This window comes from Thermomonas sp., from assembly GCF_041905325.1.
Classification (GTDB): Bacteria; Pseudomonadota; Gammaproteobacteria; order Xanthomonadales; family Xanthomonadaceae; genus Thermomonas.
This window is the reverse complement of record NZ_JAYRLK010000008.1, coordinates 71,762-94,606: the sequence shown is the minus strand read 5'-3', so window position 1 is coordinate 94,606 and position 22,845 is coordinate 71,762. Positions and strand designations below refer to the sequence as shown.

Annotated in this window: 23 protein-coding genes and 1 tRNA gene; 19 read left to right on the top strand and 5 right to left on the bottom strand. The window is 67.6% G+C overall.

Annotated features, from left to right (window positions below; genetic code table 11):
• Both asd and ACE3OK_RS10140 read right to left on the bottom strand, forming a co-directional pair.
• A partial coding sequence (gene asd / locus ACE3OK_RS10145; protein ID WP_374249421.1) for an archaetidylserine decarboxylase occupies positions 1-609 on the bottom strand: 609 nt, incomplete at its 3' end.
• The gene (locus tag ACE3OK_RS10140; RefSeq protein ID WP_374249420.1) at positions 606-1,253 is read right to left on the bottom strand and encodes an SCO family protein; all 648 of its coding nucleotides are present in this window, start codon (positions 1,251-1,253) and stop codon (positions 606-608) included. The genes asd and ACE3OK_RS10140, both read right to left, overlap by 4 nt.
• Positions 1,254-1,335: 82 nt before the next feature.
• Here ACE3OK_RS10140 and prmB point away from each other — a divergent pair, with 82 nt between their 5' ends.
• From prmB to ACE3OK_RS10080, 12 genes are all read left to right on the top strand, one after another.
• A complete protein-coding gene (gene prmB / locus ACE3OK_RS10135; RefSeq protein ID WP_374249419.1) occupies positions 1,336-2,280 on the top strand; it encodes a 50S ribosomal protein L3 N(5)-glutamine methyltransferase in 945 nt (314 codons plus the stop codon).
• A gap of 4 nt (positions 2,281-2,284) precedes the next feature.
• Entirely contained in the window at positions 2,285-3,394 is a 1,110-nt protein-coding gene (aroC, locus tag ACE3OK_RS10130) for a chorismate synthase (RefSeq protein WP_374249418.1), read from the top strand.
• A gap of 122 nt (positions 3,395-3,516) precedes the next feature.
• Positions 3,517-4,551 carry an aspartate-semialdehyde dehydrogenase gene (locus ACE3OK_RS10125; RefSeq protein ID WP_374249417.1) on the top strand — a complete coding sequence of 345 codons (1,035 nt, stop codon included), beginning with the start codon at positions 3,517-3,519 and terminating at the stop codon, positions 4,549-4,551.
• 39 nt (positions 4,552-4,590) lie between these two features.
• Complete coding sequence (locus tag ACE3OK_RS10120) at positions 4,591-6,753, top strand: FimV family protein (protein WP_374249416.1); 2,163 nt, start codon at positions 4,591-4,593, stop codon at positions 6,751-6,753.
• An 18-nt stretch (positions 6,754-6,771) separates the two neighbouring features.
• Complete coding sequence (gene truA / locus ACE3OK_RS10115; RefSeq protein WP_374249415.1) at positions 6,772-7,557, top strand: tRNA pseudouridine(38-40) synthase TruA; 786 nt, start codon at positions 6,772-6,774, stop codon at positions 7,555-7,557.
• Positions 7,554-8,204 (top strand): phosphoribosylanthranilate isomerase, encoded by a 651-nt coding sequence (locus ACE3OK_RS10110; protein ID WP_374249414.1) that lies wholly within the window; start codon positions 7,554-7,556, stop codon positions 8,202-8,204. The genes truA and ACE3OK_RS10110 overlap by 4 nt, the downstream gene beginning before the upstream one ends.
• Before the next feature lie 216 nt (positions 8,205-8,420).
• Positions 8,421-9,623 (top strand): tryptophan synthase subunit beta, encoded by a 1,203-nt coding sequence (gene trpB, locus ACE3OK_RS10105; protein WP_374249425.1) that lies wholly within the window; start codon positions 8,421-8,423, stop codon positions 9,621-9,623.
• A gap of 171 nt (positions 9,624-9,794) precedes the next feature.
• A complete protein-coding gene (locus ACE3OK_RS10100) occupies positions 9,795-10,199 on the top strand; it encodes a DUF3144 domain-containing protein (RefSeq protein ID WP_374249413.1) in 405 nt (134 codons plus the stop codon).
• The gene (gene trpA / locus ACE3OK_RS10095) at positions 10,199-11,014 is read left to right on the top strand and encodes a tryptophan synthase subunit alpha (protein ID WP_374249412.1); all 816 of its coding nucleotides are present in this window, start codon (positions 10,199-10,201) and stop codon (positions 11,012-11,014) included. Before ACE3OK_RS10100 ends, trpA begins: the two co-directional genes overlap by 1 nt.
• An 87-nt stretch (positions 11,015-11,101) precedes the next feature.
• The gene (gene accD / locus ACE3OK_RS10090) at positions 11,102-11,989 is read left to right on the top strand and encodes an acetyl-CoA carboxylase, carboxyltransferase subunit beta (protein WP_374249411.1); all 888 of its coding nucleotides are present in this window, start codon (positions 11,102-11,104) and stop codon (positions 11,987-11,989) included.
• Complete coding sequence (gene glmM, locus ACE3OK_RS10085) at positions 11,986-13,344, top strand: phosphoglucosamine mutase (RefSeq protein ID WP_374249410.1); 1,359 nt, start codon at positions 11,986-11,988, stop codon at positions 13,342-13,344. Before accD ends, glmM begins: the two co-directional genes overlap by 4 nt.
• 43 nt (positions 13,345-13,387) lie before the next feature.
• Positions 13,388-14,341 (top strand): isopenicillin N synthase family dioxygenase, encoded by a 954-nt coding sequence (locus ACE3OK_RS10080; RefSeq protein WP_374249409.1) that lies wholly within the window; start codon positions 13,388-13,390, stop codon positions 14,339-14,341.
• A gap of 19 nt (positions 14,342-14,360) precedes the next feature.
• On the opposite strand, the gene ACE3OK_RS10075 is transcribed toward ACE3OK_RS10080, so the two are convergent.
• Together ACE3OK_RS10075 and ACE3OK_RS10070 are read right to left on the bottom strand one after the other, a co-directional pair.
• Complete coding sequence (locus ACE3OK_RS10075) at positions 14,361-14,771, bottom strand: DUF6445 family protein (RefSeq protein WP_374249408.1); 411 nt, start codon at positions 14,769-14,771, stop codon at positions 14,361-14,363.
• Positions 14,741-15,031 (bottom strand): hypothetical protein, encoded by a 291-nt coding sequence (locus ACE3OK_RS10070; RefSeq protein WP_374249407.1) that lies wholly within the window; start codon positions 15,029-15,031, stop codon positions 14,741-14,743. The genes ACE3OK_RS10075 and ACE3OK_RS10070 overlap by 31 nt, the downstream gene beginning before the upstream one ends.
• Before the next feature lie 65 nt (positions 15,032-15,096).
• Here ACE3OK_RS10070 and tpiA point away from each other — a divergent pair, with 65 nt between their 5' ends.
• From tpiA to ACE3OK_RS10035, 7 genes are all read left to right on the top strand, one after another.
• Positions 15,097-15,843 carry a triose-phosphate isomerase gene (tpiA, locus tag ACE3OK_RS10065; protein ID WP_374249406.1) on the top strand — a complete coding sequence of 249 codons (747 nt, stop codon included), beginning with the start codon at positions 15,097-15,099 and terminating at the stop codon, positions 15,841-15,843.
• Between the two features lie 21 nt (positions 15,844-15,864).
• Positions 15,865-16,245, top strand: coding sequence for a preprotein translocase subunit SecG (secG, locus tag ACE3OK_RS10060; RefSeq protein WP_374249405.1), 381 nt, complete (start codon positions 15,865-15,867; stop codon positions 16,243-16,245).
• Positions 16,246-16,294: 49 nt separating this feature from the next.
• A tRNA-Leu gene (locus ACE3OK_RS10055) sits at positions 16,295-16,379 on the top strand.
• A gap of 171 nt (positions 16,380-16,550) precedes the next feature.
• Positions 16,551-17,765 carry a tyrosine-type recombinase/integrase gene (locus ACE3OK_RS10050; protein ID WP_374249404.1) on the top strand — a complete coding sequence of 405 codons (1,215 nt, stop codon included), beginning with the start codon at positions 16,551-16,553 and terminating at the stop codon, positions 17,763-17,765.
• A gap of 226 nt (positions 17,766-17,991) precedes the next feature.
• Positions 17,992-18,273 carry a helix-turn-helix transcriptional regulator gene (locus ACE3OK_RS10045; protein WP_374249403.1) on the top strand — a complete coding sequence of 94 codons (282 nt, stop codon included), beginning with the start codon at positions 17,992-17,994 and terminating at the stop codon, positions 18,271-18,273.
• A gap of 576 nt (positions 18,274-18,849) precedes the next feature.
• A complete protein-coding gene (locus ACE3OK_RS10040; protein ID WP_374249402.1) occupies positions 18,850-19,260 on the top strand; it encodes a hypothetical protein in 411 nt (136 codons plus the stop codon).
• Between the two features lie 905 nt (positions 19,261-20,165).
• A complete protein-coding gene (locus tag ACE3OK_RS10035) occupies positions 20,166-20,477 on the top strand; it encodes an Arm DNA-binding domain-containing protein (protein ID WP_374249401.1) in 312 nt (103 codons plus the stop codon).
• Between the two features lie 271 nt (positions 20,478-20,748).
• Here the strand turns inward: ACE3OK_RS10035 and ACE3OK_RS10030 are convergent, their stop codons facing one another.
• Positions 20,749-22,830 (bottom strand): AAA family ATPase, encoded by a 2,082-nt coding sequence (locus ACE3OK_RS10030; RefSeq protein WP_374249400.1) that lies wholly within the window; start codon positions 22,828-22,830, stop codon positions 20,749-20,751.
• Positions 22,831-22,845: the final 15 nt, after the last annotated feature.

Here is a 22,845-nt window from a genome sequence, read left to right as displayed (position 1 = left end):
GACCAGCAGCGCGCCCACCATCACCTGCACCATGGGGCCGAAGTCGGTGTCGAAGTGGCAGACCAGGCGCTCGTTGCGGGCGAACAGGCGCGGCACGCTGGCCACGGCATCCACGCCCACCGAGAACAGGCGGCCGGGCACGTGCACGGTTTCGCGCAGGGTGCCGGTCCACGGCATGTGCACGCGGTGGTAGTCGCGCGGCGACAGGTACACGGTGGCGAAGCTGCCGTCGCGGAACGGGGCGGCATCGGCCTCGCTGCCCAGCAGTTCGGCGGCGGTGAAGCCTTGGCCCTTGGCCTGGAAGATGCGGCCCTCAACAATGGGGCCGCACTGGCTGATGTGGCCGTCGGCCGGCATCAGCAGGGCGCGCGGGTCGGCGTCGGGCGTGCGCGCGCCGGGCTTCAGCGCGCGGGTGAAGAACGCGTTGAAGCTGGGGTAGGCGGTGGGGTCGGGCTCCGCCGCTTCGCGGAGATCCACGCCGAACTTGCGGGTCACGGTGTCGATCAGCCACTGCTTGACTGAGCGGTTCGTGGAATAGGCCAGGCGCCGCGCCAGCGAGGACAGCAGGCGGTGCGGCAGCACGTAGGTGAGGGCGGTGACGGGGCTCATCGGGCGCTCTGGGTCAGCGTTTCAAGGTCGGCGGCGATGCCCTTCATGTCGAACGGCGGCTGCGCCACGCCCGCCATGCGGGCCTGCGGGTCCAGCAGCACCAGCGCGGCGCTGTGGTCGATGCTGTAGTCGGTCGCATCGCTGCTGGGGCCGGGCACCTTCATGAACACCAGCGACAGCGAGCGGGCGAAGGCCTCCAACTGCGGCACCGGCGCGGTGGCGGCCAGGGTGTCCGGGTGGAAGGCATGGGCATACTGCGCCACCACTTGCGGGGTGTCGCGTTCCGGGTCGGCGGAGACGAACAGCACGCGCGGACGGGTGGCGGCGGGCAGGGTGGCCCACTGCTTCTGCGCGCCGGCCAGCTGCGCCAGGGTGGTGGGGCAGACGTCCGGGCAGTGGGTGAAACCCAGGAACACCACGGTCCAATGGCCCTTCAGGGTGTCCGGCGTCAGCGCGCTGCCGTCGGCCTGCTGCAGCGCGAACGCCGGCAGCACGCGCGGGGTAGGCAGCAGGGTGACGGCGCGGGTGGCGGGCAGCGTGGGCAGGGCGGGCACCGCCGGCGCGTGGGCGCGACGTGAAGCCCAGAAACCCAGCCCGGCCGCCAACAGGGCAATGACCAGCAGGGGAAGGATGCGTCTGGACATGAATGTCTGGAATGAGGTCGACCCGCCATGATACCGGGGTGCCGCCGCTATACTTCACGGCCGTGCCCGCGTGTTGTTGCCCATGTCCCAGGAATTGCAGACCATCATCGACCTGATCCGCTACGGCGCCAGCCGGTTCAACGCGGCAGGCCTGACCTTCGGCCACAGCTTCGACAACGCGCTGGACGAAGCCACCCAGCTCACCCTGCACGCGCTGCACCTGCCGCACGACCTGTCGCCGGTGTACGGCAACGCCCGCGTGACCGAGGCGGAGAAGGAAGAGGTGCTGGCGCTGTTCCTGCGCCGCATCGAGGAGCGCATCCCCGCCTGCTACCTGACCGGCGAGGCGTGGTTCGCGGGCCTCAGCTTCAAGTCCGACCGCCGCGCGCTGGTGCCGCGCTCGCCGATTGCCGAGATGATCGAAACCGGCTTCCAGCCGTGGTTGGGCGACCGCGAGGTGCGCCGCGCGCTGGACCTGTGCACCGGCTCCGGCTGCATTGCGATTGCCATGGCGCACTACAACCCGGACTGGCACGTGGACGGCGTGGACATCAGCGACGACGCGCTGGCACTGTCGCGCGAGAACGAAAAACGCCTGCACGTGCAGAACGTGCGCTTCCTGAAGTCCGACCTGTTCGGTGGTCTTTCCGGCGAGCGCTACGACCTGATCGTCACCAACCCACCCTACGTCACCAACGACGAGACCGACGCGCTGCCGCGCGAATACGCGCACGAGCCGGAGCTGGGCCTGCGCGCCGGTGACGATGGCCTGGACCTGTGCCTGCGCATCCTGCGCGACGCGCCGCTGCACCTGTCGGAAGAGGGCCTGCTGATCTGCGAAGTGGGCGAGGCCGAGCAGGCGCTGGTCAAGCTGTTGCCGGAACTGCCGCTGGCCTGGGTGGAATTCAAGGTCGGGCAGATGGGCATCTTCGTCGCCGAATGCGCCGATTTGATCGAACACAACGCGCGGATCACCGAACTGGCTGCTGCGCGCGAGCCGGGCGCACCGCCGGCGGGGCTGTTCTGATTCGATGAACAGCTTCGGCCACCTGCTGCGCGTCACCACCTTCGGCGAATCGCACGGGCCTGCCATCGGCTGCGTTCTCGACGGCTGTCCTCCGGGCATTGCCATCGCACCGGAAGACTTCGCCCACGACCTCGCGCGGCGCGCCACCGGCAAGACCCGGCATACCTCGGCGCGGCACGAGGCGGACGAGGTGGAGATCCTGTCCGGCGTGTTTGATGGCGTCACCACCGGCACGCCGGTCGCGCTGCTGATCCGCAATACCGACCAGCGCAGCAAGGACTACAGCGCCATCGCGTTGCAGTTCCGCCCCGGCCACGCCGACTACAGCTACTGGCAGAAGTACGGCATCCGCGACCCGCGCGGCGGCGGGCGTTCCAGCGCGCGCGAGACCACGATGCGCGTGGCTGCGGCGGTCATCGCCAAGAAGTGGCTGGCCCGGCGCGGCGTCAGCGTGCGTGGCTGCATGACCCAGATCGGCGATGTCGTGCCGCACTCGCACGACTGGAGCGCGGTGGAAGACAACCCGTTCTTCTGGCCCTGCGCGGAACAGGTGGCGGAGCTGGAAAGCTACATGGATGCGCTGCGCAAATCCGGCGATTCGGTCGGTGCGCGCGTGCTGGTGGTGGCCGACGGCGTGCCGCCGGGCTGGGGCGAGCCGATCTACGGAAAACTCGATGGCGAGCTGGCGGCGGCGATGATGTCGATCAACGCGGTCAAGGGCGTGGAGATCGGCGACGGCTTCGCCGTTGTTGCGCAAAAAGGCAGCGAGCACCGCGACGTGATGACGCCGGATGGCTTCCTGTCCAACCATGCCGGCGGCATCCTCGGTGGCATCTCCACCGGCCAGCAGGTGTCGGTCTCGGTGGCGTTCAAGCCGACCTCCAGCCTGCGCCTGCCGGTGCAGGGGCTGGACGTGGACGGCAACGTGGTCGACGTGGTCACCACTGGCCGCCACGACCCCTGCGTCGGCATTCGCGCCACCCCCATCTGCGAGGCGATGCTGGCGCTGGTGCTGATGGACCAGGCGCTGCGCCATCGCGCGCAGTGCGGCGACGTGGGTGAGGTGTTGCCGCGCATCGACGGCATGAAATCGATTACCGACGCCAAACGATAGCGGCGCGCCGCCGGCTACGCCCCCACGGGCAGCGACGCGCCGCAAGCGGTCACGCAAGGTGGATTCCCATTCCTGATGCGGGCGCGCCAAGCCGCGCCGCAATCCCAGACGAGGCAAGACAGATGAGCAAGCAATACAAGGTGGCCGTGGTCGGCGCGACCGGCGCGGTCGGCGAGACGATGTTGTCGATCCTGGCGGAGCGCAAGTTCCCGGTCAGCGAACTGGTGGCGCTGGCCAGTGAGCGCAGTGCCGGTGGCCACGTCGATTTCCGCGACGACGAAGTGCTGGTGCAGGACCTGGCGACGTTCGACCCCTCGGGCGTCGACATCGCGCTGTTTTCCGCCGGTGGCGCGGTGTCGAAGGAATATGCGCCGAAGTTCGCCGCCGCCGGTGCGGTGGTGATCGACAACTCCTCCACCTTCCGCTACGACGACGACGTGCCGCTGGTGGTCAGCGAAGTGAATCCGGAGCAGGTGCGCAACCGCCCGCGCGGCATCATCGCCAATCCCAACTGTTCCACCATGCAGCTGATGCCGGTGCTGGCACCGATCCACAAGCTGTACGGCATCGAGCGCATCAACGTGGCCACCTACCAGTCGGTGTCCGGCGGCGGTCGCAGCGCGATGGAGGAACTGGGCCGGCAGACCGCCGAGCTGCTCAGCTTCCAGGACATCCAGCCGTCGAAGTTCCCGGTGCAGATCGCCTTCAACCTGATCCCGCACATCGACGAGTTCCAGCCCAACGGCTACACCAAGGAAGAGATGAAGCTGGTGTGGGAGACGCAGAAGATCCTCGGCGACGCGTCCATCCAGGTGAACCCCACCGCGGTGCGCGTGCCGGTGTTCTACGGCCACTCGGAAGCGGTGAACATCGAGACCAGGAAGAAGATCACCCCGAACGAGGCACGCGCGCTGCTGCGCGCCGCGCCGGGCGTGGAAGTGGTGGACGAGCACAAGGCCGGCGGCTACCCCACGCCGGTGACCCACGCCTCGGGCAAGGACCCGGTGTTCGTGGGCCGCATCCGCGAGGATTTCTCGCATCCGCGCGGGCTGAACTTGTGGGTGGTGGCCGACAACATCCGCAAGGGTGCAGCGCTCAATGCGGTGCAGATCGCGGAGCTGCTGGTGCAGCAAGGCTTGCCGGCGAAGGCAGGGTAAAGCTAGAGTCGCAGCGCCTAGGGTGGGGATGGAGAGCGCGTGAACCGAACATTGCGAACCGCGGTGGTTGCGGCGTTGTTGCTGGCGGCTGGCAATACCTGGGCCCTGGGCCTGGGGCAAATCCAGGTCAAGAGCAAGCGCAACCAGCCGCTGCTGGCGGAAATCCCGATCATCTCCACCACCCCCGGGGAGTTGGCCGCGCTGCAGGCGCGGCTGGCGTCGCCGGAGACGTTCCGCCGGGTGGGCCTGGCGCCCCCCAGCGGCATCGCCGCCGACCTGCATTTCACCCTTGGCAGCGATGCCAAGGGGCGTCCGGTCATCCGCGTGACCACGCTGCGCCCGGTGGAACAGGGGACGTTGGGGTTCCTGATCGAGGTGGATTGGGGGGCTGGCCGGCTGGTGCGTGAATACGCGGCATTGGTCGATGTGCCCACCACCGCCGGTGCCGTGGTGCAGCCGGACACCCAACTGCCGCAGGCGGCCGCGCCCAATCTGGTGCAACGGCCGTTGCCGGAGCCCAGTGCTGCTGCCGCGCCTGCACCTGCGCCTGTGCCTGCGGCAGTACCGCAGGCCGCCGCTTCTTCCCCTTCCGCCGAGCCCGCGGTCGAACCCGCTGCCGAGCAGGCTCCCAGCGTGGCGATTGCGCCCCTGCCACCCGCCCCGGCCAGCAGGCCAGCCGCTGCGCCGGTCGTGACGCCCGCGCCCGGCATGGCCCAATACGGGCCGGTGAAACAGGGTGAAACCCTGTCGAAGATCGCCAGCGGGCTGGATGTCCGTCGTGGCTTCAGCCTTGACCAGACCATGCTGGCGTTGTTGCGGGCCAACCCGGATGCTTTCCTGGGGGATGACATCAACCAGCTGCGCAGCGGCGCGGTGTTGCATGTCCCCGCCAGCGAGGACGTGGCGGGCGTGGATGCCGGCGAAGCCGCACAACTGGTGCGCCAGCAGATGCAGCATTGGCAGCAGGCACGGCGCGCGGTGCGCCAGCCGGAGGTCGCGGCTGCGCCGGTGGCACCTGCCAAGCCGGCCGCGGATGCAGCCGTCGCCAGTGCCGCAAGTGTCACCAAGCCGCAGGCCGACATGGCGCGGCCGCGCAAGCCGGTGGCGGCCAAAGCGCCGGCGCGGAAAGACGCCACGCCGGCTGCGCCGGCGCGGAAAGACGCCACGCCGGCTGCGCCGGCGCCAGCACCCACGCCGGCGATGGCGGCGGCCCCACGCCGCAGCGAGGCACGCTTGCAGATCGTGCCGCCAGCGGCACCGGGCAAGGCCACAGGAACGAAATCCGGCACCCACGCCGGCGGTGAGGGCAGCATGCTGCAGCAGGAATTGCGTCGTCGCGACGAAGACATCGCGGCCAAAACCGCTGAAATCGGCGAATTGAAGGAGCGCGTGGCGGCGCTGGAGCGGCTCAAGGACGAGCAGCAGAAGATGATTTCGCTGAAAGACAGCGAGTTGGCTGCGGCGCAGGCCAACCTGGCGCAAGCCAACAAGGCGGTGGCGCAGCCGGCACCGGCGACACCGGCGGCCAAGCCCAAGGCGGAAACCGCGCAGGCCGTGCCCGCCGCACCCGCCGACCATGGCGGGGCGATGCCTTACGTCTGGGGGGGCATCGGGGTCACCGTGCTGGCGTTGTCGGCTTGGTTGTTGGCCGGTCGTCGCAAGTCGGCCAAGCCTCCGGTGCGGCGCAGCATGTTCGACAGCGAGGCGCTGGCCGCCAGCATGGTGGCACCCGTCCGGCAGGCGGACGACGACGCCCGCAACGCGCCGGCCGTGGAGCCGGAGACACCGGAGCCTGCCGAGGCGGCTGCCGTGGCGTCCGCGCGCGGGGCGACGGTGGAAACCGTGATCGACCTGTCCAGCGTGCCCCCGGCTCCGCCGCGCATGGATGCTCCGGCCTGGCATTCGGGCTGGGTGCAGGCCGAGGCCCCCGGCCCGCGCGAGCCCCTGCCGTCCGCCGCCCCCGTGACTGCCGAGGCCGCCGAGGCCGCGGAGACGCCGCCTGCCGCCATCGACGACGACCTGCCGACGCCGACGGTGGATGCCGCGCCGGCGACGGCGGAACAACGCTTGAAGCTGGTGCGCGCCTTCCTCGACATGGGCGATGAATATTCGGCGCAGCAACTGCTGCTGGAACTGCTGGACGACCCCGACCAGGCCGCCAGCGACGAAGCTGCCCGCATGCTCAGCAAGCTGGTGGGCTGAGGGCTGGCCGGAACCACGATGCGGCTGGCCCTGGGGGTTGAATACGATGGCGGCGGCTTCTCGGGCTGGCAGCGGCTGAGTGCCGCCGGCTGCGTGGAGCAGGATGGCAGCCTGCAAACCGCGCTGGAAATCGCGCTGTCGAAGGTGGCTGCCGCGCCCATCGCCACCGTCTGTGCCGGCCGCACCGATGCCGGGGTGCATGCGCGTTGCCAGGTGGTGCATTTCGATACCGACGTCGTGCGCGACGCGCGCGGTTGGGTTCTCGGCACCACCGCCAACCTGCCGCCGACCCTGGCGGTGCGCTGGTGCGTGCCGGTGGCCGATGACTTCAATGCGCGGTTTTCGGCGCGGGCGCGACGCTACCGCTACCGCATCCTCAACCGCAACGCGCGGCCGGGGCTGGAACGCCAGTACCTGGGCTGGGAGCGCATGCCGCTGGATGCGGCGGCCATGCACGAAGCCGCGCAGGCGTTACCCGGCGAGCGCGACTTCTCCGCATTCCGCAGCGCGCAGTGCCAGGCCACCCACGCCCGCCGCAACCTGCAGGACATCAGCGTGACCCGCGTCGGCGACGAGGTGGTGGTGGAAGTGCAGGCCAACGCCTTCCTGCACCACATGGTGCGCAACATCGTCGGTTCGCTGCTGATGGTGGGACGCGGCGAACGCCCGGCGGCATGGGTCGCCGAGCTGCTGGAGGGGGGCGACCGCACCGTGGCCGGCCCCACCGCGCCGTCGGCGGGCCTGTTGTTTCTCGGCCCGCGCTATCCGGCCGAATGCGGCTTGCCGGTTGAGGTCACGCTGTGACGCAGCACACCCGCATCAAGTTGTGCGGCATGACCCGCAGTGAAGACGTGCAGTTGGCGGTGCAGTTGCGGGTGGATTGCATCGGCCTGATTTTTGCCGCGCGCAGCCCGCGCCGGTTGCCCTTGGCGGAGGCTGCACAGTTGCGCAGGCAGGTGCCTGCCACGATCAAGGTCGTGGCATTGCTGATGGACACCCCCGCCACCGACATCGTGCAGATGCTCGACGCCGTGCAGCCGGATGTCCTGCAATTCCACGGTAGCGAAGACGACGCCTGCTGCGCCGGTTTCGGGCTGCCGTTCTTCAAGGCGATTGCCATGGGGGATGGCACCGATCCGCTGCCGATGCTGGCGCGGTTCCCTTCCGCGGCGGGCTTCGTGCTGGATGGCCACGGTGCCGGCGAGGCCGGTGGCAGTGGCCGCCGCTTCGACTGGACGCGGCTGCCGGCCGTTGCGGGCACGCCGCTGCTGCTGGCCGGTGGCTTGCGGCCGGACAACGTGGCCGACGCCATCGCCATCGCCCACCCGTGGGGCGTGGATGTGTCCAGCGGTATTGAACAAGCCCCCGGCGTGAAAGATGCCGACGCCATGCGCCGTTTCGTGGCGGCGGTGCGTGCGGCCGATGCCGCAGCCGCGGCGGCAATCGGTTAGGCTATCGGCATCATGAAGACGCGTGCTCGCCGTCCTGCCCCTTTTGGCCGCTCGCTGCGGCGCTGGCGGCGCGTGCCTGCGGCGGCGGTGCGATAACCCGTTTCCGGCTCCCCGCGCATTGCCTATCCTTGTGACAGCGGCTTGCCGCCCGCTGCACGCCCGGTTCCGGAGACTTGCCTCGTGAATACCCCCGCTGACCAGTCCGCGCCCGCAGGCGTGGTCGATTTCCACGCCTGGCCCGACGCCCTTGGCCATTTCGGCCGCCACGGTGGCCGTTTCGTGGCCGAAACCCTGATCGGTCCCTTGCAGGAATTGGCCGCCGCCTATGACGCCGCGCGCGTCGACCCGGCGTTCATTGCCGCCTTCTACAAGGACCTGACCCACTACGTCGGTCGCCCCAGCCCGATCTACCACGCCGAGCGCCTCAGCCGCGAAGTGGGCGGCGCGCGCATCCTGCTCAAGCGCGAGGATCTGAACCACACCGGCGCGCACAAGATCAACAACACCATCGGCCAGGCGCTGCTGGCCAGCCGCATGGGCAAGACCCGGATCATCGCCGAGACCGGCGCCGGCCAGCACGGCGTCGCCAGCGCCACGGTGGCCACCCGGCTGGGCCTGGAGTGCGTGGTCTACATGGGCGCCACCGACATCGAGCGGCAGAAGATCAACGTCTACCGCATGAAACTGCTGGGTGCCACGGTGGTTCCGGTAACCAGCGGCAGCGCCACCCTGAAGGATGCACTGAACGAGGCGATGCGCGACTGGGTGACGAATGTCGCCGACACCTTCTACATCATCGGCACCGTCGCCGGTCCCGACCCGTACCCGCGCATGGTGCGCGACTTCAATTCGGTGGTCGGCCGCGAAGCGCGCCAGCAGATGCTGGCCGAATACGGCCGCCTGCCCGATGCGGTCACCGCCTGTGTCGGTGGCGGCAGCAATGCCATCGGCATCTTCCATGCCTTCCTCAACGACCCGGCGGTACGCATCGTCGGTGCGGAAGCAGCGGGCGAGGGCATCGACACCGGCCGCCACGCAGCGTCGCTGGCGGCGGGCCGGGTGGGCGTACTGCATGGCAATCGCACCTACGTGATCTGCGACGACGACGGCCAGATCACCGAAACCCATTCGATCTCCGCCGGGCTGGACTACCCCGGCGTCGGCCCTGAGCACGCCTTCCTGAAGGACATGGGCCGCGCCGAATACGTCGGTGTGACCGACGAGGAAGCACTGGCCGCCTTCCACCGCCTGACCCGCACCGAGGGCATCCTGCCGGCGCTGGAATCCAGCCACGCGGTGGCGCAGGCGATCAAGCTGGCGCGCGCGCTGCCGAAAGACGGCATCGTGCTGTGCAACCTGTCCGGGCGCGGCGACAAGGACGTGCACACCATCGCCGCCCGCGAAGGGTTGTCGCTGTAGCGATGCACTGCAAGCCCTTCCCTTGAAGGGGAGGGCTGCGGGCGACATGCCCCGGGCAGCTCCCCGCTCCGGTGGTTCCAGCTTGCGTTGGAGGGGGCAATTTGGCCTGCGGCCGGTTTTCGGCGAGAATGCCCGATTGACCCTTTGATCCCTTCTTTCAGGAGTACGGCCATGGCCGAAGAACAAGCCCAGCAAGAACCGCAGACCCAGGTCGAAGGCGGCAACCAGTTCCCGCCGCAGTTCTTCGACTGCGTCAATGAGTACCTCGAGCTGACCAACAAACAGTCGCAGCAGTATGGCGAGAAGAACATCAGCCTGGCCGCGCTGTTCGCCAGCGCGCGCTTCAATGCCCACGTGTTCCTGGCCAACGTCAAGCCGATCAGTGCCGCCGAAGAACGCACCGCGTTCCTCGACTACATGAGCACCATGTACCGCCGCATGCTCAACGAGCACCTGGACGGCATGGGCGAAGAGCGCGGCATCGACGTCGGTGATTCCGAACTGGCCGACGAGTACAAGGCCGCCGGCGTGCAGATTGGCCGCCTGAAGCAACAGGCCGCCTCCGCGGCCAATTGATGACCCGCTTGCAGCAACGGTTGGGCGCCTTGCGCCTGGCCGCCCGCAAGGCGCTGGTGCCGTTCATCACCGCCGGCGATCCGTCGCTGGCGGTGACCGTGCCGGTCATGCACGCACTGGTGCAGGCCGGCGCGGACGTGATCGAACTGGGTGTGCCGTTTTCGGACCCGATGGCCGACGGCCCGGTGATCCAGCGCAGCTCCGAGCGCGCCCTGGCACGCGGGGCGGGGCTTGCCTGGGTGCTGGACTGCGTGCGCGCGTTCCGTGAACAGGATGCGGCCACGCCGGTGGTGTTGATGGGCTACCTCAACCCGGTCGAGATCCGTGGCGCGGCGGCGTTCGCCGCCGATGCGGCGGCGGCCGGCGTGGACGGCATGCTGCTGGTCGACCTGCCGCCGGAAGAAGCCGAGGAATACCGCGCCGCCTTCGCGCACCACGGGTTGGCACTGATCTCGCTGGCGTCGCCCACCACGCCGCAGGCCCGCTTGCAGCGGCTGTGCGAGCAGGCCGACGGTTATCTGTACTACGTCAGCTATGCCGGCGTCACTGGCGCGGCGCACCTGGACGTGGGCGATGCGGGCCGCCATCTGGCGGAGGTGCGGGCCTTGGCGAAAGCGCCGGTGTTCGCCGGTTTCGGCATCCGCGATGCCGCCAGCGCGGCATCGATGGCGATGCATGCCGATGGGGTGGTGGTGGGCAGCGCGCTGGTTGCCACGCTGGAGGGAAGCGAGGATGCGGCACAGGCCGCAGCACGGGCCGAGGCCTTCCTGCGCCCCTTGCGGCAGGCCGTTGACGGGCTGGCGATCCCTGCCTGAGCTAGACTTTGGGGCTGTCACCCCGGCCAGCGCCGGGGTGGGAGCGTGCAATCGTGCGCGCGGCGCAACTTGCGGTGATCAAAACGAATGAGCTGGCTCAAGAAACTGATACCTGGCAACGGCATCCGCACCGACGCGGGCAGCGAACGCAAACGCAGCGTGCCCGAAGGGCTGTGGGAAAAGTGCGAGCGCTGCGGCTCGGTGCTGTACCGGCCCGAACTCGAAGAGAACCTCGAGGTCTGCCCGAAGTGCGCCTTCCACATGCCGATCCGCGCCCGCGCACGGCTGACGGCACTGCTGGACGACGCTGGCCGGGAAATCGGCGCCGAGCTTGGCCCGGTTGACGTCCTCAAGTTCAAGGACCAGAAAAGGTATTCCGACCGCATCAAGGCCGCGCAGAAGGCCACCGGCGAGCGTGATGCGCTGGTGGCGCTGGAAGGCAAGCTGGCCGGGCAGGACCTGGTCGCCGCCGCGTTCGATTTCGCCTTCATGGGCGGCTCGATGGGCTCGGTGGTGGGTGAACGCTTCACCCTGGCCGCCGAGCGCGCGCTGGAACTGCGCTGCCCTTACGTCTGCTTCACCGCCAGCGGCGGCGCGCGCATGCAGGAGAGCCTGTTCTCGCTGATGCAGATGGCCAAGACGTCGGCCGCACTGGGCCGCCTGCGTGCGGCCGGGTTGCCCTACATCGTGGTGCTCACCCATCCCACCACCGGCGGTGTATCGGCCAGCTTCGCCATGCTGGGCGACCTCAACCTGGCCGAGCCGGGTGCGCTGATCGGCTTCGCCGGCCAGCGCGTGATCGAGCAGACCGTGCGCGAGAAGCTGCCGGAAGGCTTCCAGCGCAGCGAGTTCCTGCTCCAGCACGGCACCGTGGACCAGATCGTCGACCGCCGCGAGATGCGCGAACGGCTGGCGCACCTGCTGGCGATGCTGATGAAGCGTGCGGCCCCGACCGACAGCGCGGAGGCCGCGTGAGCGCACGCAGGTATTTCGGCACCGACGGCATCCGTGGCCGGGTCGGCGAAGGCCCGATCTCGGCCGACTTCGTGCTGCGCCTGGGCAATGCCTACGGCCATGCGCTGGTGGCCGCCGCGCGCGACCGCCAGGAATGGCGCAAGCCGATGGTGGTGATCGGCAAGGACACGCGCATTTCCAACTACATGTTCGAGGCGGCGCTGGAAGCCGGCCTCGTTGCCGCCGGCGTGGACGTGCAGCTGATGGGGCCGATGCCGACCCCGGCGGTGGCGCACCTGACCCACTCGATGCGCGCCGACGGCGGCATCGTGATTTCCGCCTCGCACAACCCGCACCACGACAACGGCATCAAGTTCTTCTCCGCGCAGGGCGAGAAGCTGGATGACGCCACCGAGCTGGCCATCGAGGCCGCGCTGGATGCGCCGTTCTCCACCGTGGCTTCGGAAAATCTGGGCAAGGCGGTGCGCAATCGCGACACCATCGGTCGCTATGTCGAGGCCTGCAAGAATTCCGTGCCCAAGGGTTTCCACCTCGGCGGCATGCGGATTGTGGTCGACTGTGCCAACGGCGCCACCTACCAGCTGGCGCCGCTGGTCCTGCGCGAACTGGAGGCCCGCGTGGACGCCATCGGTGTGGAGCCGAACGGCGTCAACATCAACCAGGGCGTGGGGTCCACCCATCCCGAGGCGCTGGCCGAACGCGTGCGCGCCACCGGTGCCGCGCTGGGCATCGCCTTCGACGGCGACGGCGACCGCGTGCTGTTCGTCGATGCCGATGGCCGCGTCTGCGACGGCGACGACCTGCTTTACGTGCTGGCCTGCGACTGGCAGGAAACCGGCCGCTTGCGTGGTCCGGTGGTCGGCACGCTGATGACCAACTTCGGCTTCGAACAGGCGCTGGCCGCGCGCGGGATCGCGTTCGTGCGCGCGAAGGTCGGCGACCGCTACGTGCACCAGCAACTGCTGGCGAACGATGGCGTACTGGGCGGCGAAGCCAGCGGCCACATCCTGTGCCTGGACCGCGCCAGTACCGGCGACGGCATCGTCAGCGCGCTGCAGGTGCTGGAAGTGCTGCAGCGCCGCGGCATCGGCCTGGCCGATGCACTGAAGGACCTGCGCAAGGTGCCGCAGAAGACCGTCAACGTGCGCTTCGCCGCCGGCAGCAAGCCGGCCGAGGCGGCCAGCGTGCAGGCCGCGCTGGCACAGGCGCAGCGCGCCGTCGAAGGCCGTGGCCGCGCCTTCCTGCGCGCGTCGGGTACCGAGCCGGTGGTGCGGGTGACGGTCGAAGCCGACGATGCCGCACTGGTTGAGACCACCCTGTCCGCGCTGGCCGACGCCGTGCGCGCTGCCGCTTGATTGCAACGCCGTGATTCCCGCGCCCGCGGGAAGGAAGAACGCCATGACTTCGCAGATCCCCACGCTCGACATCCGCCGCTTCACCCATCCGGCCAGCCCGGCCGACCGCCAGGCCTTCGTCGATGAACTCGGCGCGGCCTACCGCGAATGGGGCTTTGCCGGCATCCGCAACCACGGCATCCCGCAGGCGCAGATCGACGAGGCCTACGCCACCTTCAAGGCGTTCTTCGCGCTGCCGGAAGCGGTGAAGAAGCAGTACCACGTGGCGGGCGGCGGCGGTGCGCGCGGCTACACGCCGTTCGGCGTGGAAACCGCGAAGGGCTCCAAGCACTTCGACCTCAAGGAGTTCTGGCATATCGGCCGCGAGATCGCGCGCGACTCGAAGTACGCCGCCGATATGGCGGAAAACCAGTGGCCGGCGGAGATTCCGGAATTCAAGCGGGTCGGCTACGGCCTGTACCAGTCGCTGGACGCGCTGGGTTCGCAGGTGCTGTCGGCGCTGGCGCTGCACATCGGCCTGGCGGAGAACTATTTCGCCGACAAGACCGATTCCGGCAATTCGATCCTGCGCCCGATCCATTACCCGCCGATCACCACCGACGACATCCCCAACGTGCGCGCCGGCGCGCACGAGGACATCAACCTGATCACCCTGCTGGTGGGCGCCAGCGCGGAAGGCCTGGAAGTGCTGTCGCGCAAGGGCGAGTGGGTGGCGTTCACCGCCGACGCCGACACCATCGTGGTCAACATCGGCGACATGCTGCAGCGCCTGACCAACCACGTGTACCCGTCCACCACCCACCGCGTGGTGAACCCGCCGGGCGAGAAGGCGCGCCAGCCCCGTTATTCCACGCCGTTCTTCCTGCACCCGAACCCGGATTTCCTGATCGACGTGCTGCCGTCGTGTGTCACGCCGGACAACCCCAGCCGCTATCCTGAGCCGATCACGGCGCAGGGATATCTGGAAGAGCGCCTGCGCGAGATCAAGCTGAAGTGAGGTGGCACGCTGCGGGTTGTCAGCTCATCCAGAAGAACACCGCCGCCATCCGTTCGTCTGCCAGTGCGCTGCCGCAATAAGCGGTGGCGCTGTGGATCAGCGCTGCGCTGTACAGCAGCAGGCGGTTGAAGCGATTGGAAATGCGCACGTCCTCGACGAACGACCCCGGTGGCACGAAGCGGGTACCCAACGCCTCCACCAGATTGTCGTGCGGTTTGTTCACCACGTTGCCGCCCAACTGGCCGCCCGGCATGCGTTGCCGGAAAAAACTGGTGCCGCATTGTTCCGGCGCGTCCGGGGTGAGGTAGAGCACCGCCGCGTAGCGGCACATGGCGCGCGAGTCGGTATGCGGGCGGGCCTGGGCTTCGCGCTCGCCAACCACCTGCACGCAGTTGTGGTTCAAGGTCTTGCCGTCGGGCGACGGCTGCACCCACAGTTTTTTGCCCCGGTCGCTTGCCGCACCTTGGCCTCCACGAGGGCCAACTCGTCCGCCTCCAGCGCCGGGATTGCGCGACGCCCCGGCCAGCTCTCGCCCGTATGCGGGAAGCCCAACGCCCAGTCCTGCTTGTCCAGGCATCGCTGGCGCACGGCCGGCGCATTCGGCAACACGTTTTCGAACAGCCAGTAATCGCGCCCTTCGGTGGGCTTGCGGTACGGCAGCATGCGCAGTAGCGGGAGCGGGCGATTCATCCCGCAACTATAACGGGGGTGCGGCAGGTTGCTAAACTTCGCCCCCCGACCCCGAGGTGTCCGCCATGCGTCGCAAAATCGTTGCCGGTAACTGGAAGCTGCAAGGCAGCCGTGAGTTCGCCCATGCCTTGGTGCAGGAGATCGTGGCCGCTGGCGTTGTCGGTGCGGACCTGGTGGTGCTGCCGCCGTATCCGTACCTGGGCGAGCTGGTGGCGAAGTTCGACGGCAACGGCGTGGCCTTCGGTGCGCAGGACGTGAGCGCGCACGCCAAGGGCGCCTACACCGGCGAAGTGGCGGCGGCGATGCTGGCCGATGTCGGCGCGCGCTACACGCTGGTGGGGCATTCCGAGCGCCGCCAGTACCACGCCGAAAGCAGCGAACTGGTGGCACGCAAATTCGTGGCCGCGCAGGCGGCCGGGCTGGTCCCGGTGTTGTGCGTCGGCGAAAGTCTGGAACAGCGTGAAACCGGCCAGACCGAAGCGGTGATCGCCGGCCAATTGCAGCCGGTGCTGGCGCTTGCGGGTGTTGCCGCCTTCGCCAATGCGGTGGTCGCTTACGAACCGGTGTGGGCGATCGGCACCGGGCGTACCGCCAGCCCGGCGCAGGCGCAGGACGTGCATGCATTCATTCGTGGTCAAATCGCCGCGCAAGATGCTACAATTTCGGATTCGCTGGCCATCCTGTACGGTGGCAGCGTGAAGCCCGACAACGCTGCCAGCCTGTTCGAACAGGCCGACGTGGACGGCGGGCTGATCGGCGGGGCCTCGCTGGTGGCCGCCGACTTTCTGGCCATCGCGCGTGCGGCGGCTTGATCACACAGAGAATATGCAACGATGTTGATGCAATTGATCAATGTACTGTACGTGCTGGTGGCAGTGGCCATCATTGCCTTCGTGCTGCTGCAGCAAGGTTCCGGCGCACAGGCAGGCTCCGGTTTCGGCGGTGGCGCATCGTCCACCGTGTTCGGTGCGCGTGGTGCGTCCAACTTCCTGAGCAAGAGCACCAAGTGGCTGGCCATCGTGTTCTTCGTCACCAGCATGGGCATGGCGATGTACGCCAGCAAGCAGGCCAACCGTGGTCCGGCCAAGCCCGATCTTGGCGTGGTGGCGCAGTTGCCGGAGACCCAGGCCAAGCCTGCGGTTCCCGCAGCACAGGTTCCCGTGGCCCAGCCGCAGTCGGCTCCGGCCGCGCCGGCGCCGCAGCCAGGGAAGTGACGTAAACCGCAACACGTTTTAAAATGCGCGGCCAGCAAGCCGTGGCATTGCCCAGGTGGCGGAATTGGTAGACGCACTACCTTGAGGTGGTAGCGATTTAGGTCGTAGGGGTTCGAGTCCCCTCTTGGGCACCATCCACCGGTTTCAGACAGTCCCGCAAGGGCTCACGAAACCCCTGAAACCCGCCATCTAGGCGGGTTTTTTGTTGCCTAGCGTTCCGGGGCGTCCCATTGCAGCCCGGCCAACGTGGGGGTACCGTTGGGGGTATCGGCCCCCTGCTGGGGGTATCGGGTGGGGGTATCGGCATGGCGGCGGACACGGGCAAGCTGACAGCGGTGGCGATCAAGGCGGCGAAGCCGGGCAAGCTGGCGGACGGCGGCGGGTTGTTCCTGCTGACCAAAGACAACGGGGCGAAGCTGTGGCGGATGAAGTACCGCCACGCCGGCAAGGAACGGTTGCTGTCCTTTGGCGCGTACCCGGAGGTTTCGCTAGCGGAGGCCCGCAGGCGACGGGACGCAGCGCGCGCCGCGATCCGTGACGGTGGCGACCCTGCGGCGGACAAGCGGGCGAAGCGGGCAGCGGATAAGCTGGAAGCGGCGGACAGTTTCAAGGCGGTGGCGGCGGAATGGCTGGGCAAGCAACGCCACGTGCTGGCCCCCGTGACCGCTACAAAGGCGGAATGGCTGCTGTCCCTTGTCCCCAGCCTAGACCCACTGCCGCTTGCGCAAGTGACCCCCCCGGCGATCCTGTCCGCGCTGCGCAAGATCGAGGGGCAGGGGCACCACGAAACCGCACGCCGGGTGAAGCAACGCATCGGGCAGGTGTTCCGCTATGCCGTGGCGCATGGCAGGGCCGACCGCGACCCGACCGCCGACCTGCGCGGGGCGCTGACCCCTGTGAAATCCAAGCCGCACGCGGCCATTACCGACCCGGCCAAGATGGGCGACCTGCTGCGCGCGCTGGAGGGCTATGCAGGCCAGCCGGTGACGGCGGCGGCGTTGAAGCTGGGGCCGCTGGTATTCGTGCGCCCCGGCGAGCTGCGGCGCATGGAATGGGCCGAGCTAGACCTAGACGCGGCGGAATGGCGCATCCCTGCGGCCAAGATGAAGATGCGAGAGGCCCATATCGTGCCGCTGGCATCGCAGGCGGTGGCGATCCTGCGCGACCTGCAACCGCTGACCGGGCGCAGCCGCTACGTGTTTCCCAGCCTGCGGACGGCGGACAGGCCCATGAGCGAAAACACGGTGAACGCGGCGCTGCGGCGGCTGGGATTCGATGGCGACACTATGACCGGCCACGGGTTCCGGGCGATGGCGTCCACGCGCCTGAATGAGCTTGGCTGGAAGCCGGACGTTATCGAACGCCAGCTAGCGCACGCCGAGCGCAACAAGGTGCGCGCCGTGTACAACCGGGCGCAGTACATGGCCGAACGCCGGACGATGATGCAGGCATGGGCCGACTACGTGGACAGCCTGCGCGCGGGCGGCACGGTGATTCCGATCAAGCGCAAGGCGAGCTAACCGAAAACCGCGACAAGTTGCGCCCATTCAGTTCCACGCTGGAAATCGTCCCGAATCCGTGAAACCCGCATCGCTGCTCACGCTGCGTCATCCACTCGGGAACGCAAGCGTCCACCGGCAAATTCCGCAGTGCCAACATCCAAAGGCGTGTAGTAAATAGATAGCCCGACACGACGCGTAAAGGCCCGCTGCATATCGCAACGGCGCGCATCGTGGAGGGCGATCAATGTCGAGTAGCAAACACCGAGCGAGGCTCTACGATCATTCATGCGGCACCGGTGGACTGCCGGCCACAACCGCATCCGGCGACCCCCTGACCCTGCTGCGCCTGCGCGAAGTTTGCCGGCGCACCGGCAAGAGTCGCAGCGATGTCTATCGCAGGATCGCGGCGGGCGACTTCCCGCAGCCCGTGAAGCTGGGCGAACGCGCCAGCGCATGGCCCGAGCATGAGGTATCCGCATGGATCGCTGACCGCATTGCAGCGCGCGATGCTGGGAGGGCGGCATGACTTGGCCTAATGAAATCGCCCTGACCCCGGCAAGTTTGGCGACCGACGGGGAACAGGGCGAGGGTGCTAAGGCTGGCGGCCCGAGCGATGCAAACGCTACAGGAACGCGCCGGGGCGGGCAATCGGCGGGCGTTCAGGGCGTTCCCCTTGCGAGGGTAGCGGTACAGGGTGCGGCGGCCCTGTTAGGTGCGTATGCGCGTCAAACAGACTTCCCGCCGGCTGGCATCGTGGAAGCTGCCGACCTGCTGGACGTGGCCCTGTCCGCGCTGGATGGTGCGACATGACGGGGCCGACGTTGAAGGGCTGCCGCTGCCAATGTGTCGCCTGCGGCGAATACTTCGGAAGCGAACGCGCGTTTGACCGGCACCGGGTGGGCGAGTATGCCGAGCCGGGGCAATGGCGGGGAACGCGCCGCTGTCTGCTGCTGGCCGAGATGATGGCCGCCGGGTGGCAGCGCAGCGCGAGAGGGTTCCTGCTGCAACCCGATCCCAGACGCGCCGGGGCTGGCGATGCAGGCCCGCGCGTGACCCTGCCGGCTATGGGGGTACAGGGGGCGATTGCAGGGAGGTTGAACGCATGAGCCGGCGCACTAGGGAGAAATTCAAGGGGCGCAAGAGCAACGGTTGGTTTTTCCGGTTCCCAGTTGAGGTGCTAGACAGTCCCGCGTACTGCGGGCTGTCTTTCAAGGCGCGGGCGCTGCTACTGGACATAGGCGCGCAATACCGGGGCAACAACAACGGCGACTTGGCTGCGCCATGGTCATGGATGAGGGCGCGAGGCTGGAAGTCCAAAGACACATTGAAACGCGCGCTGGACGAACTGCTGCAGGCGGGCATGATCGAGCTAACGCGGCAAGGCGGATTGCACTGTCCGAACCTTTACGCGGTGACGTGGATTGGCATCGACGATTGCAGCGGGAAGTTGGACGTGAAGCCGAACCCCGCACCGTCCAACCTGTGGCGGCAACCTGCGCGGGCTGCGGCATGACTGCGGCGCGAGCGCCACCCCGACCAGCGGGGCACACTGCCCCGACCATCGGGGCGAGGCCGGAACTTTTCGCCACGACTACCGGGGCACACTGCCCCGACCATCGTTCCTAAAACGCGCAATTCGCCCTATTCTGTGCCCCGACCATCGGGCACCTTCTAAGACTCTACCAAGCTAGGGGCGTTTACTCGGAGGCCCGGACAACCGCAGCGAGCCGACGAAAACGGCGGGCGCGCTTGCAAATAGCAGGGCGGAAACAATGCGGGCCGGAGTTTTTGGACGCCATAAAAGGGCGCGGCCCTAAAGTAGGCCCAAGTAGATGACGCTGGCAGGTTCGCTATCCCTGCGAACCCCGTGCCCGTGGATGACCTTGCGGCGTTGCACGTTGCCAGCCCGGACAGGTTGCCAGCATGGCGACGGCCTGCCAGTCGGGGAGCGCCGCGCGCTGGGGTCGGGGAAGTCTGACCCGAATAAAATAGGGAGGGAAAATTGCAGGCGGCCCATCGCAGAGTGCGACCTTGTGCGATCCGTCCTTGCGCGCGCTGGAGCCGGCAAGGCGGCTGGGGCTGCTACCCGGAGACAAGACGGGGACGCGCACGCGCGCGAGGGGGTAGCGGCTGCATTCTGGGGGTATCCGTGGGGGTACTTGGATTATTGGATGTGTAAAAAGAGTCGTCTAGTCAATCACATACGCCGCATATGCGAGTCCCCTCTTGGCACCAATAACTAGTCCGCGGAAGTTCGATACAGTCCGCGGAAATCCTCTGAAACCCCGCTCCGGCGGGGTTTTTCTTTGCCTGGGGGTCCGGCAGCGTCCGAGGGGATCCCATTGAAGCCGACCTATTTTGGGGGCACGATTGAGGGCACGTTCCGCCGTGGGGGCACGGTGGGCCCAATTTGGGGGCATGGACATGGCTAAAGAGACGGGAAAGCTCACAGTGCTGGCGGCCAAGAGTGCCGGCCCGGGCAAGCATTTCGACGGCGGCGGCCTGTACCTGGAGGTGCTTCCAAGCGGCTCGAGGATCTGGCGCTTGAAGTACCGGCACGCCGGTAAGGAGTCCAGGTCGACCTTTGGGCGCTTTCCCGAGGTAGGCCTGGCCGAGGCCCGGGAGCGCGCGGCCAAGGCCCGGCTAATGCTTCGGGATGGCGTTGCCCCGAATGCAGCCAAAACGGCACGGTTCGAGCTGACCTTGAAGGCTGCACGATATGGCCGGTAATGCGATCTGCGTACTTGGACTCAAGTCGCTCGGCGAGCAGCCCGCCGTCGCGGAGCCGACTGCTGGTCGAAACGCCAGTTGTGATGCGTTGCAGCTCAGATCCCATGGCGGCCCCTTCATGCTCCAAAGGGCGTAGCTAATCGTCTGGCTGTATCACAAGCTGAGACTGGAGCTCAGCGTCTGAGGCAATGGAGGATGGCGGCAGGTTGGCGGTTTTCGACCCAAAGCGGTCGTTCGCTATCTGCCCAGGACTGATTTGCCCGTTTCAACATCAGGTGAATCCAATCCGCATGCGCGATCCACGACCGGCCAGCGTGGCCTCCGCGCACAGAGCGTCTACGACAGAAGTAGCATTGGCGAAAGCTCTCACCCGGTGGCGGCGCGCGACGACCGCAAAGTCTCCCGGCGTGAGCTTCTTAGCAAACAGAAGATCACGGTCGTGGTCAGTGGCAGGGCCGATACCCCACTTCTCGAGGTTGCGCTCAAGCAGCAACCTCGCCTGCTCCGGCCTTAGGTAGTCCATCCGAATCTTGTAGTCGAACCGGCGCAACGCCGCTGGGTCGAGGTTGTCCATCAGGTTCGTGCTGGCGATAAACAGTCCCCCGAAACCCTCCAGCTGCGTCAGGAATTCGTTGACTTGGCTGGTTTCCCAGGAGTGTTGGGCGCCGCGCCGATCCTGGAGGAAGCTGTCAACTTCGTCGATCTGCAGGACTGCGCCATCCCGCGATGCCTGCTGGAAAGTCCGGGCCAGATTCTTCTCCATGACGCCAAGGTAGGGGCTTTGCAGATCGGACACGCGTTTAAGCATGATCGGTTTGCCCAGCGTGTCAGCCAGCCAGTGCCCGAACGCAGTCTTCCCGGTTCCCGGCGGCCCGTACAGGCAAATCCGGCCCATACCGGATGATGCGACGCCTTGGGCCAAGTCGGCGAGGTCTTCGCTGGTGTTGCACAGCGCTGGATCGAATGTCCCTGCCTCTACGCCGTTGAGCAGGCGCGCCAGCGGCGCGTGGCCCTGCGCCTTGAGAACGCCGTCGAGCACGGTCTCGAGCAGCTGGCCCGATTCTCCGGGATGTCCGATCCGGCGGATCACTTTGGAGGCGCGTGTAACGAGTGCCGGAGTTAGGCAGTCCACTCGGGACAGCCGACACAACTGTTCGCCGGGAACGAATGCGCCGCACTCACGCTCAAGCAATTGGAGGCGTTGCTTCTGCGGAAGTGCCTCGAGTTCCACCACGAGGTCGAAGCGTCGGACGAAGGCCGGATCCATCCGCCGGATGCTGTTGGCGATCCAGACGACCGGTACCGGGTTGTGTTCGAGGAGCTGGTTTACCCAGGCCTTGGACGATTCCGCGGTCGAGGGTTTGCCCACGAAGTCGCTGCCATCGTTGAAGATGGCTTCCACTTCATCGAAAGCGACGATCGCGCGGCGCTTTCCGAGTAGGAACAGGCCAGTAGCAGCGGCGCCGAGGCGGTCGCCTGCGCGCAGCGGATCGCCATCTTCGTCCTGGCTGGCAATGTCGAACAGCGGCGCGTCGATTTGCCGTGCCAATGTGCGTGCCAGTTCCGATTTGCCCGTGCCGGGCGAACCATGGACCAGGATGTTGACCCCTTCATGCTGCTGGGCCAGTGCGGTGCGTAGCAGGCGCTGGAGGACGTCGAAGCCAGGCGACATGTGCCCGTAGTCCTCTGCAGCCAGCGTCGGCGGGGGTGAAGACACCAAGAATCCGCCGAACAGGTCTTCGACAGCCTGGATTTTTGCAGTGGCCAGTTTCCGCAGGCCGCCGCGGCGAAGCTGGAGGTTGGCCTCAAGACCGCCGCCGGAGCGTGCCTCGATCATGCCCGATCGCCGCAGGCGCCCCATTGGCTCCAGTGCCTTGGCGACTTCCCGCTGCGATACGCCCAGTACCATGGCGATCTCCCGCGCGGGGTTGACCTTGCGGTCGTCCAGTTCGGCCGTCTCGTGCAGGCCGTCGTCGGCACGTAGACACACGGCAAGTGCCAGGATCAGACATTCGGTCCTGTTCAACGAGAATTGGCCTCGCAAGAATTCGATGTTCCTGCGCAGGCGTGCCGGGAGTGCGATGCCGTTGGCACGGCTCTCCAGACGCGCGAGGCTGGCCTCCAGCCGTCCGCCCACCTCGGACCTCCCGGGGGCGTCGGGCTCCAGAGCCGGGAGGCGCAGACGTCGGGCGATGCGCTCGGATCGTCCGGATTGGTGAGGGCGGTAGAGGCCCGAAACCGCTCCCAATCGAATCAGGATGCGCAGCATCCATAGCACGCGGATATCGCGGGTCTTCACCAGCCAGGGGTAGGGCTTGTTGGCGTTCGGAGGGTGTATCTCAGGAGAGTTCATTATGGCGGGTCGCAA

Bases quoted from the DNA above. Each gene is read 5' to 3' on its own strand.
- ACE3OK_RS10100 (WP_374249413.1), top strand. From the start codon at position 9,795: ATGGCCGAAGAACAAGCCCAGCAAGAACCGCAGACCCAGGTCGAAGGC.
- ACE3OK_RS10050 (WP_374249404.1), top strand. From the start codon at position 16,551: ATGGCGGCGGACACGGGCAAGCTGACAGCGGTGGCGATCAAGGCGGCG.
- ACE3OK_RS10030 (WP_374249400.1), bottom strand. From the start codon at position 22,830: ATGAACTCTCCTGAGATACACCCTCCGAACGCCAACAAGCCCTACCCC.
- ACE3OK_RS10040 (WP_374249402.1), top strand. From the start codon at position 18,850: ATGAGCCGGCGCACTAGGGAGAAATTCAAGGGGCGCAAGAGCAACGGT.
- ACE3OK_RS10140 (WP_374249420.1), bottom strand. From the start codon at position 1,253: ATGTCCAGACGCATCCTTCCCCTGCTGGTCATTGCCCTGTTGGCGGCC.
- tpiA (WP_374249406.1), top strand. From the start codon at position 15,097: ATGCGTCGCAAAATCGTTGCCGGTAACTGGAAGCTGCAAGGCAGCCGT.
- prmB (WP_374249419.1), top strand. From the start codon at position 1,336: ATGTCCCAGGAATTGCAGACCATCATCGACCTGATCCGCTACGGCGCC.
- aroC (WP_374249418.1), top strand. From the start codon at position 2,285: ATGAACAGCTTCGGCCACCTGCTGCGCGTCACCACCTTCGGCGAATCG.
- truA (WP_374249415.1), top strand. From the start codon at position 6,772: ATGCGGCTGGCCCTGGGGGTTGAATACGATGGCGGCGGCTTCTCGGGC.
- secG (WP_374249405.1), top strand. From the start codon at position 15,865: ATGTTGATGCAATTGATCAATGTACTGTACGTGCTGGTGGCAGTGGCC.
- accD (WP_374249411.1), top strand. From the start codon at position 11,102: ATGAGCTGGCTCAAGAAACTGATACCTGGCAACGGCATCCGCACCGAC.
- ACE3OK_RS10125 (WP_374249417.1), top strand. From the start codon at position 3,517: ATGAGCAAGCAATACAAGGTGGCCGTGGTCGGCGCGACCGGCGCGGTC.
- ACE3OK_RS10045 (WP_374249403.1), top strand. From the start codon at position 17,992: ATGTCGAGTAGCAAACACCGAGCGAGGCTCTACGATCATTCATGCGGC.
- ACE3OK_RS10080 (WP_374249409.1), top strand. From the start codon at position 13,388: ATGACTTCGCAGATCCCCACGCTCGACATCCGCCGCTTCACCCATCCG.
- ACE3OK_RS10070 (WP_374249407.1), bottom strand. From the start codon at position 15,031: ATGAATCGCCCGCTCCCGCTACTGCGCATGCTGCCGTACCGCAAGCCC.
- trpA (WP_374249412.1), top strand. From the start codon at position 10,199: ATGACCCGCTTGCAGCAACGGTTGGGCGCCTTGCGCCTGGCCGCCCGC.
- ACE3OK_RS10035 (WP_374249401.1), top strand. From the start codon at position 20,166: ATGGACATGGCTAAAGAGACGGGAAAGCTCACAGTGCTGGCGGCCAAG.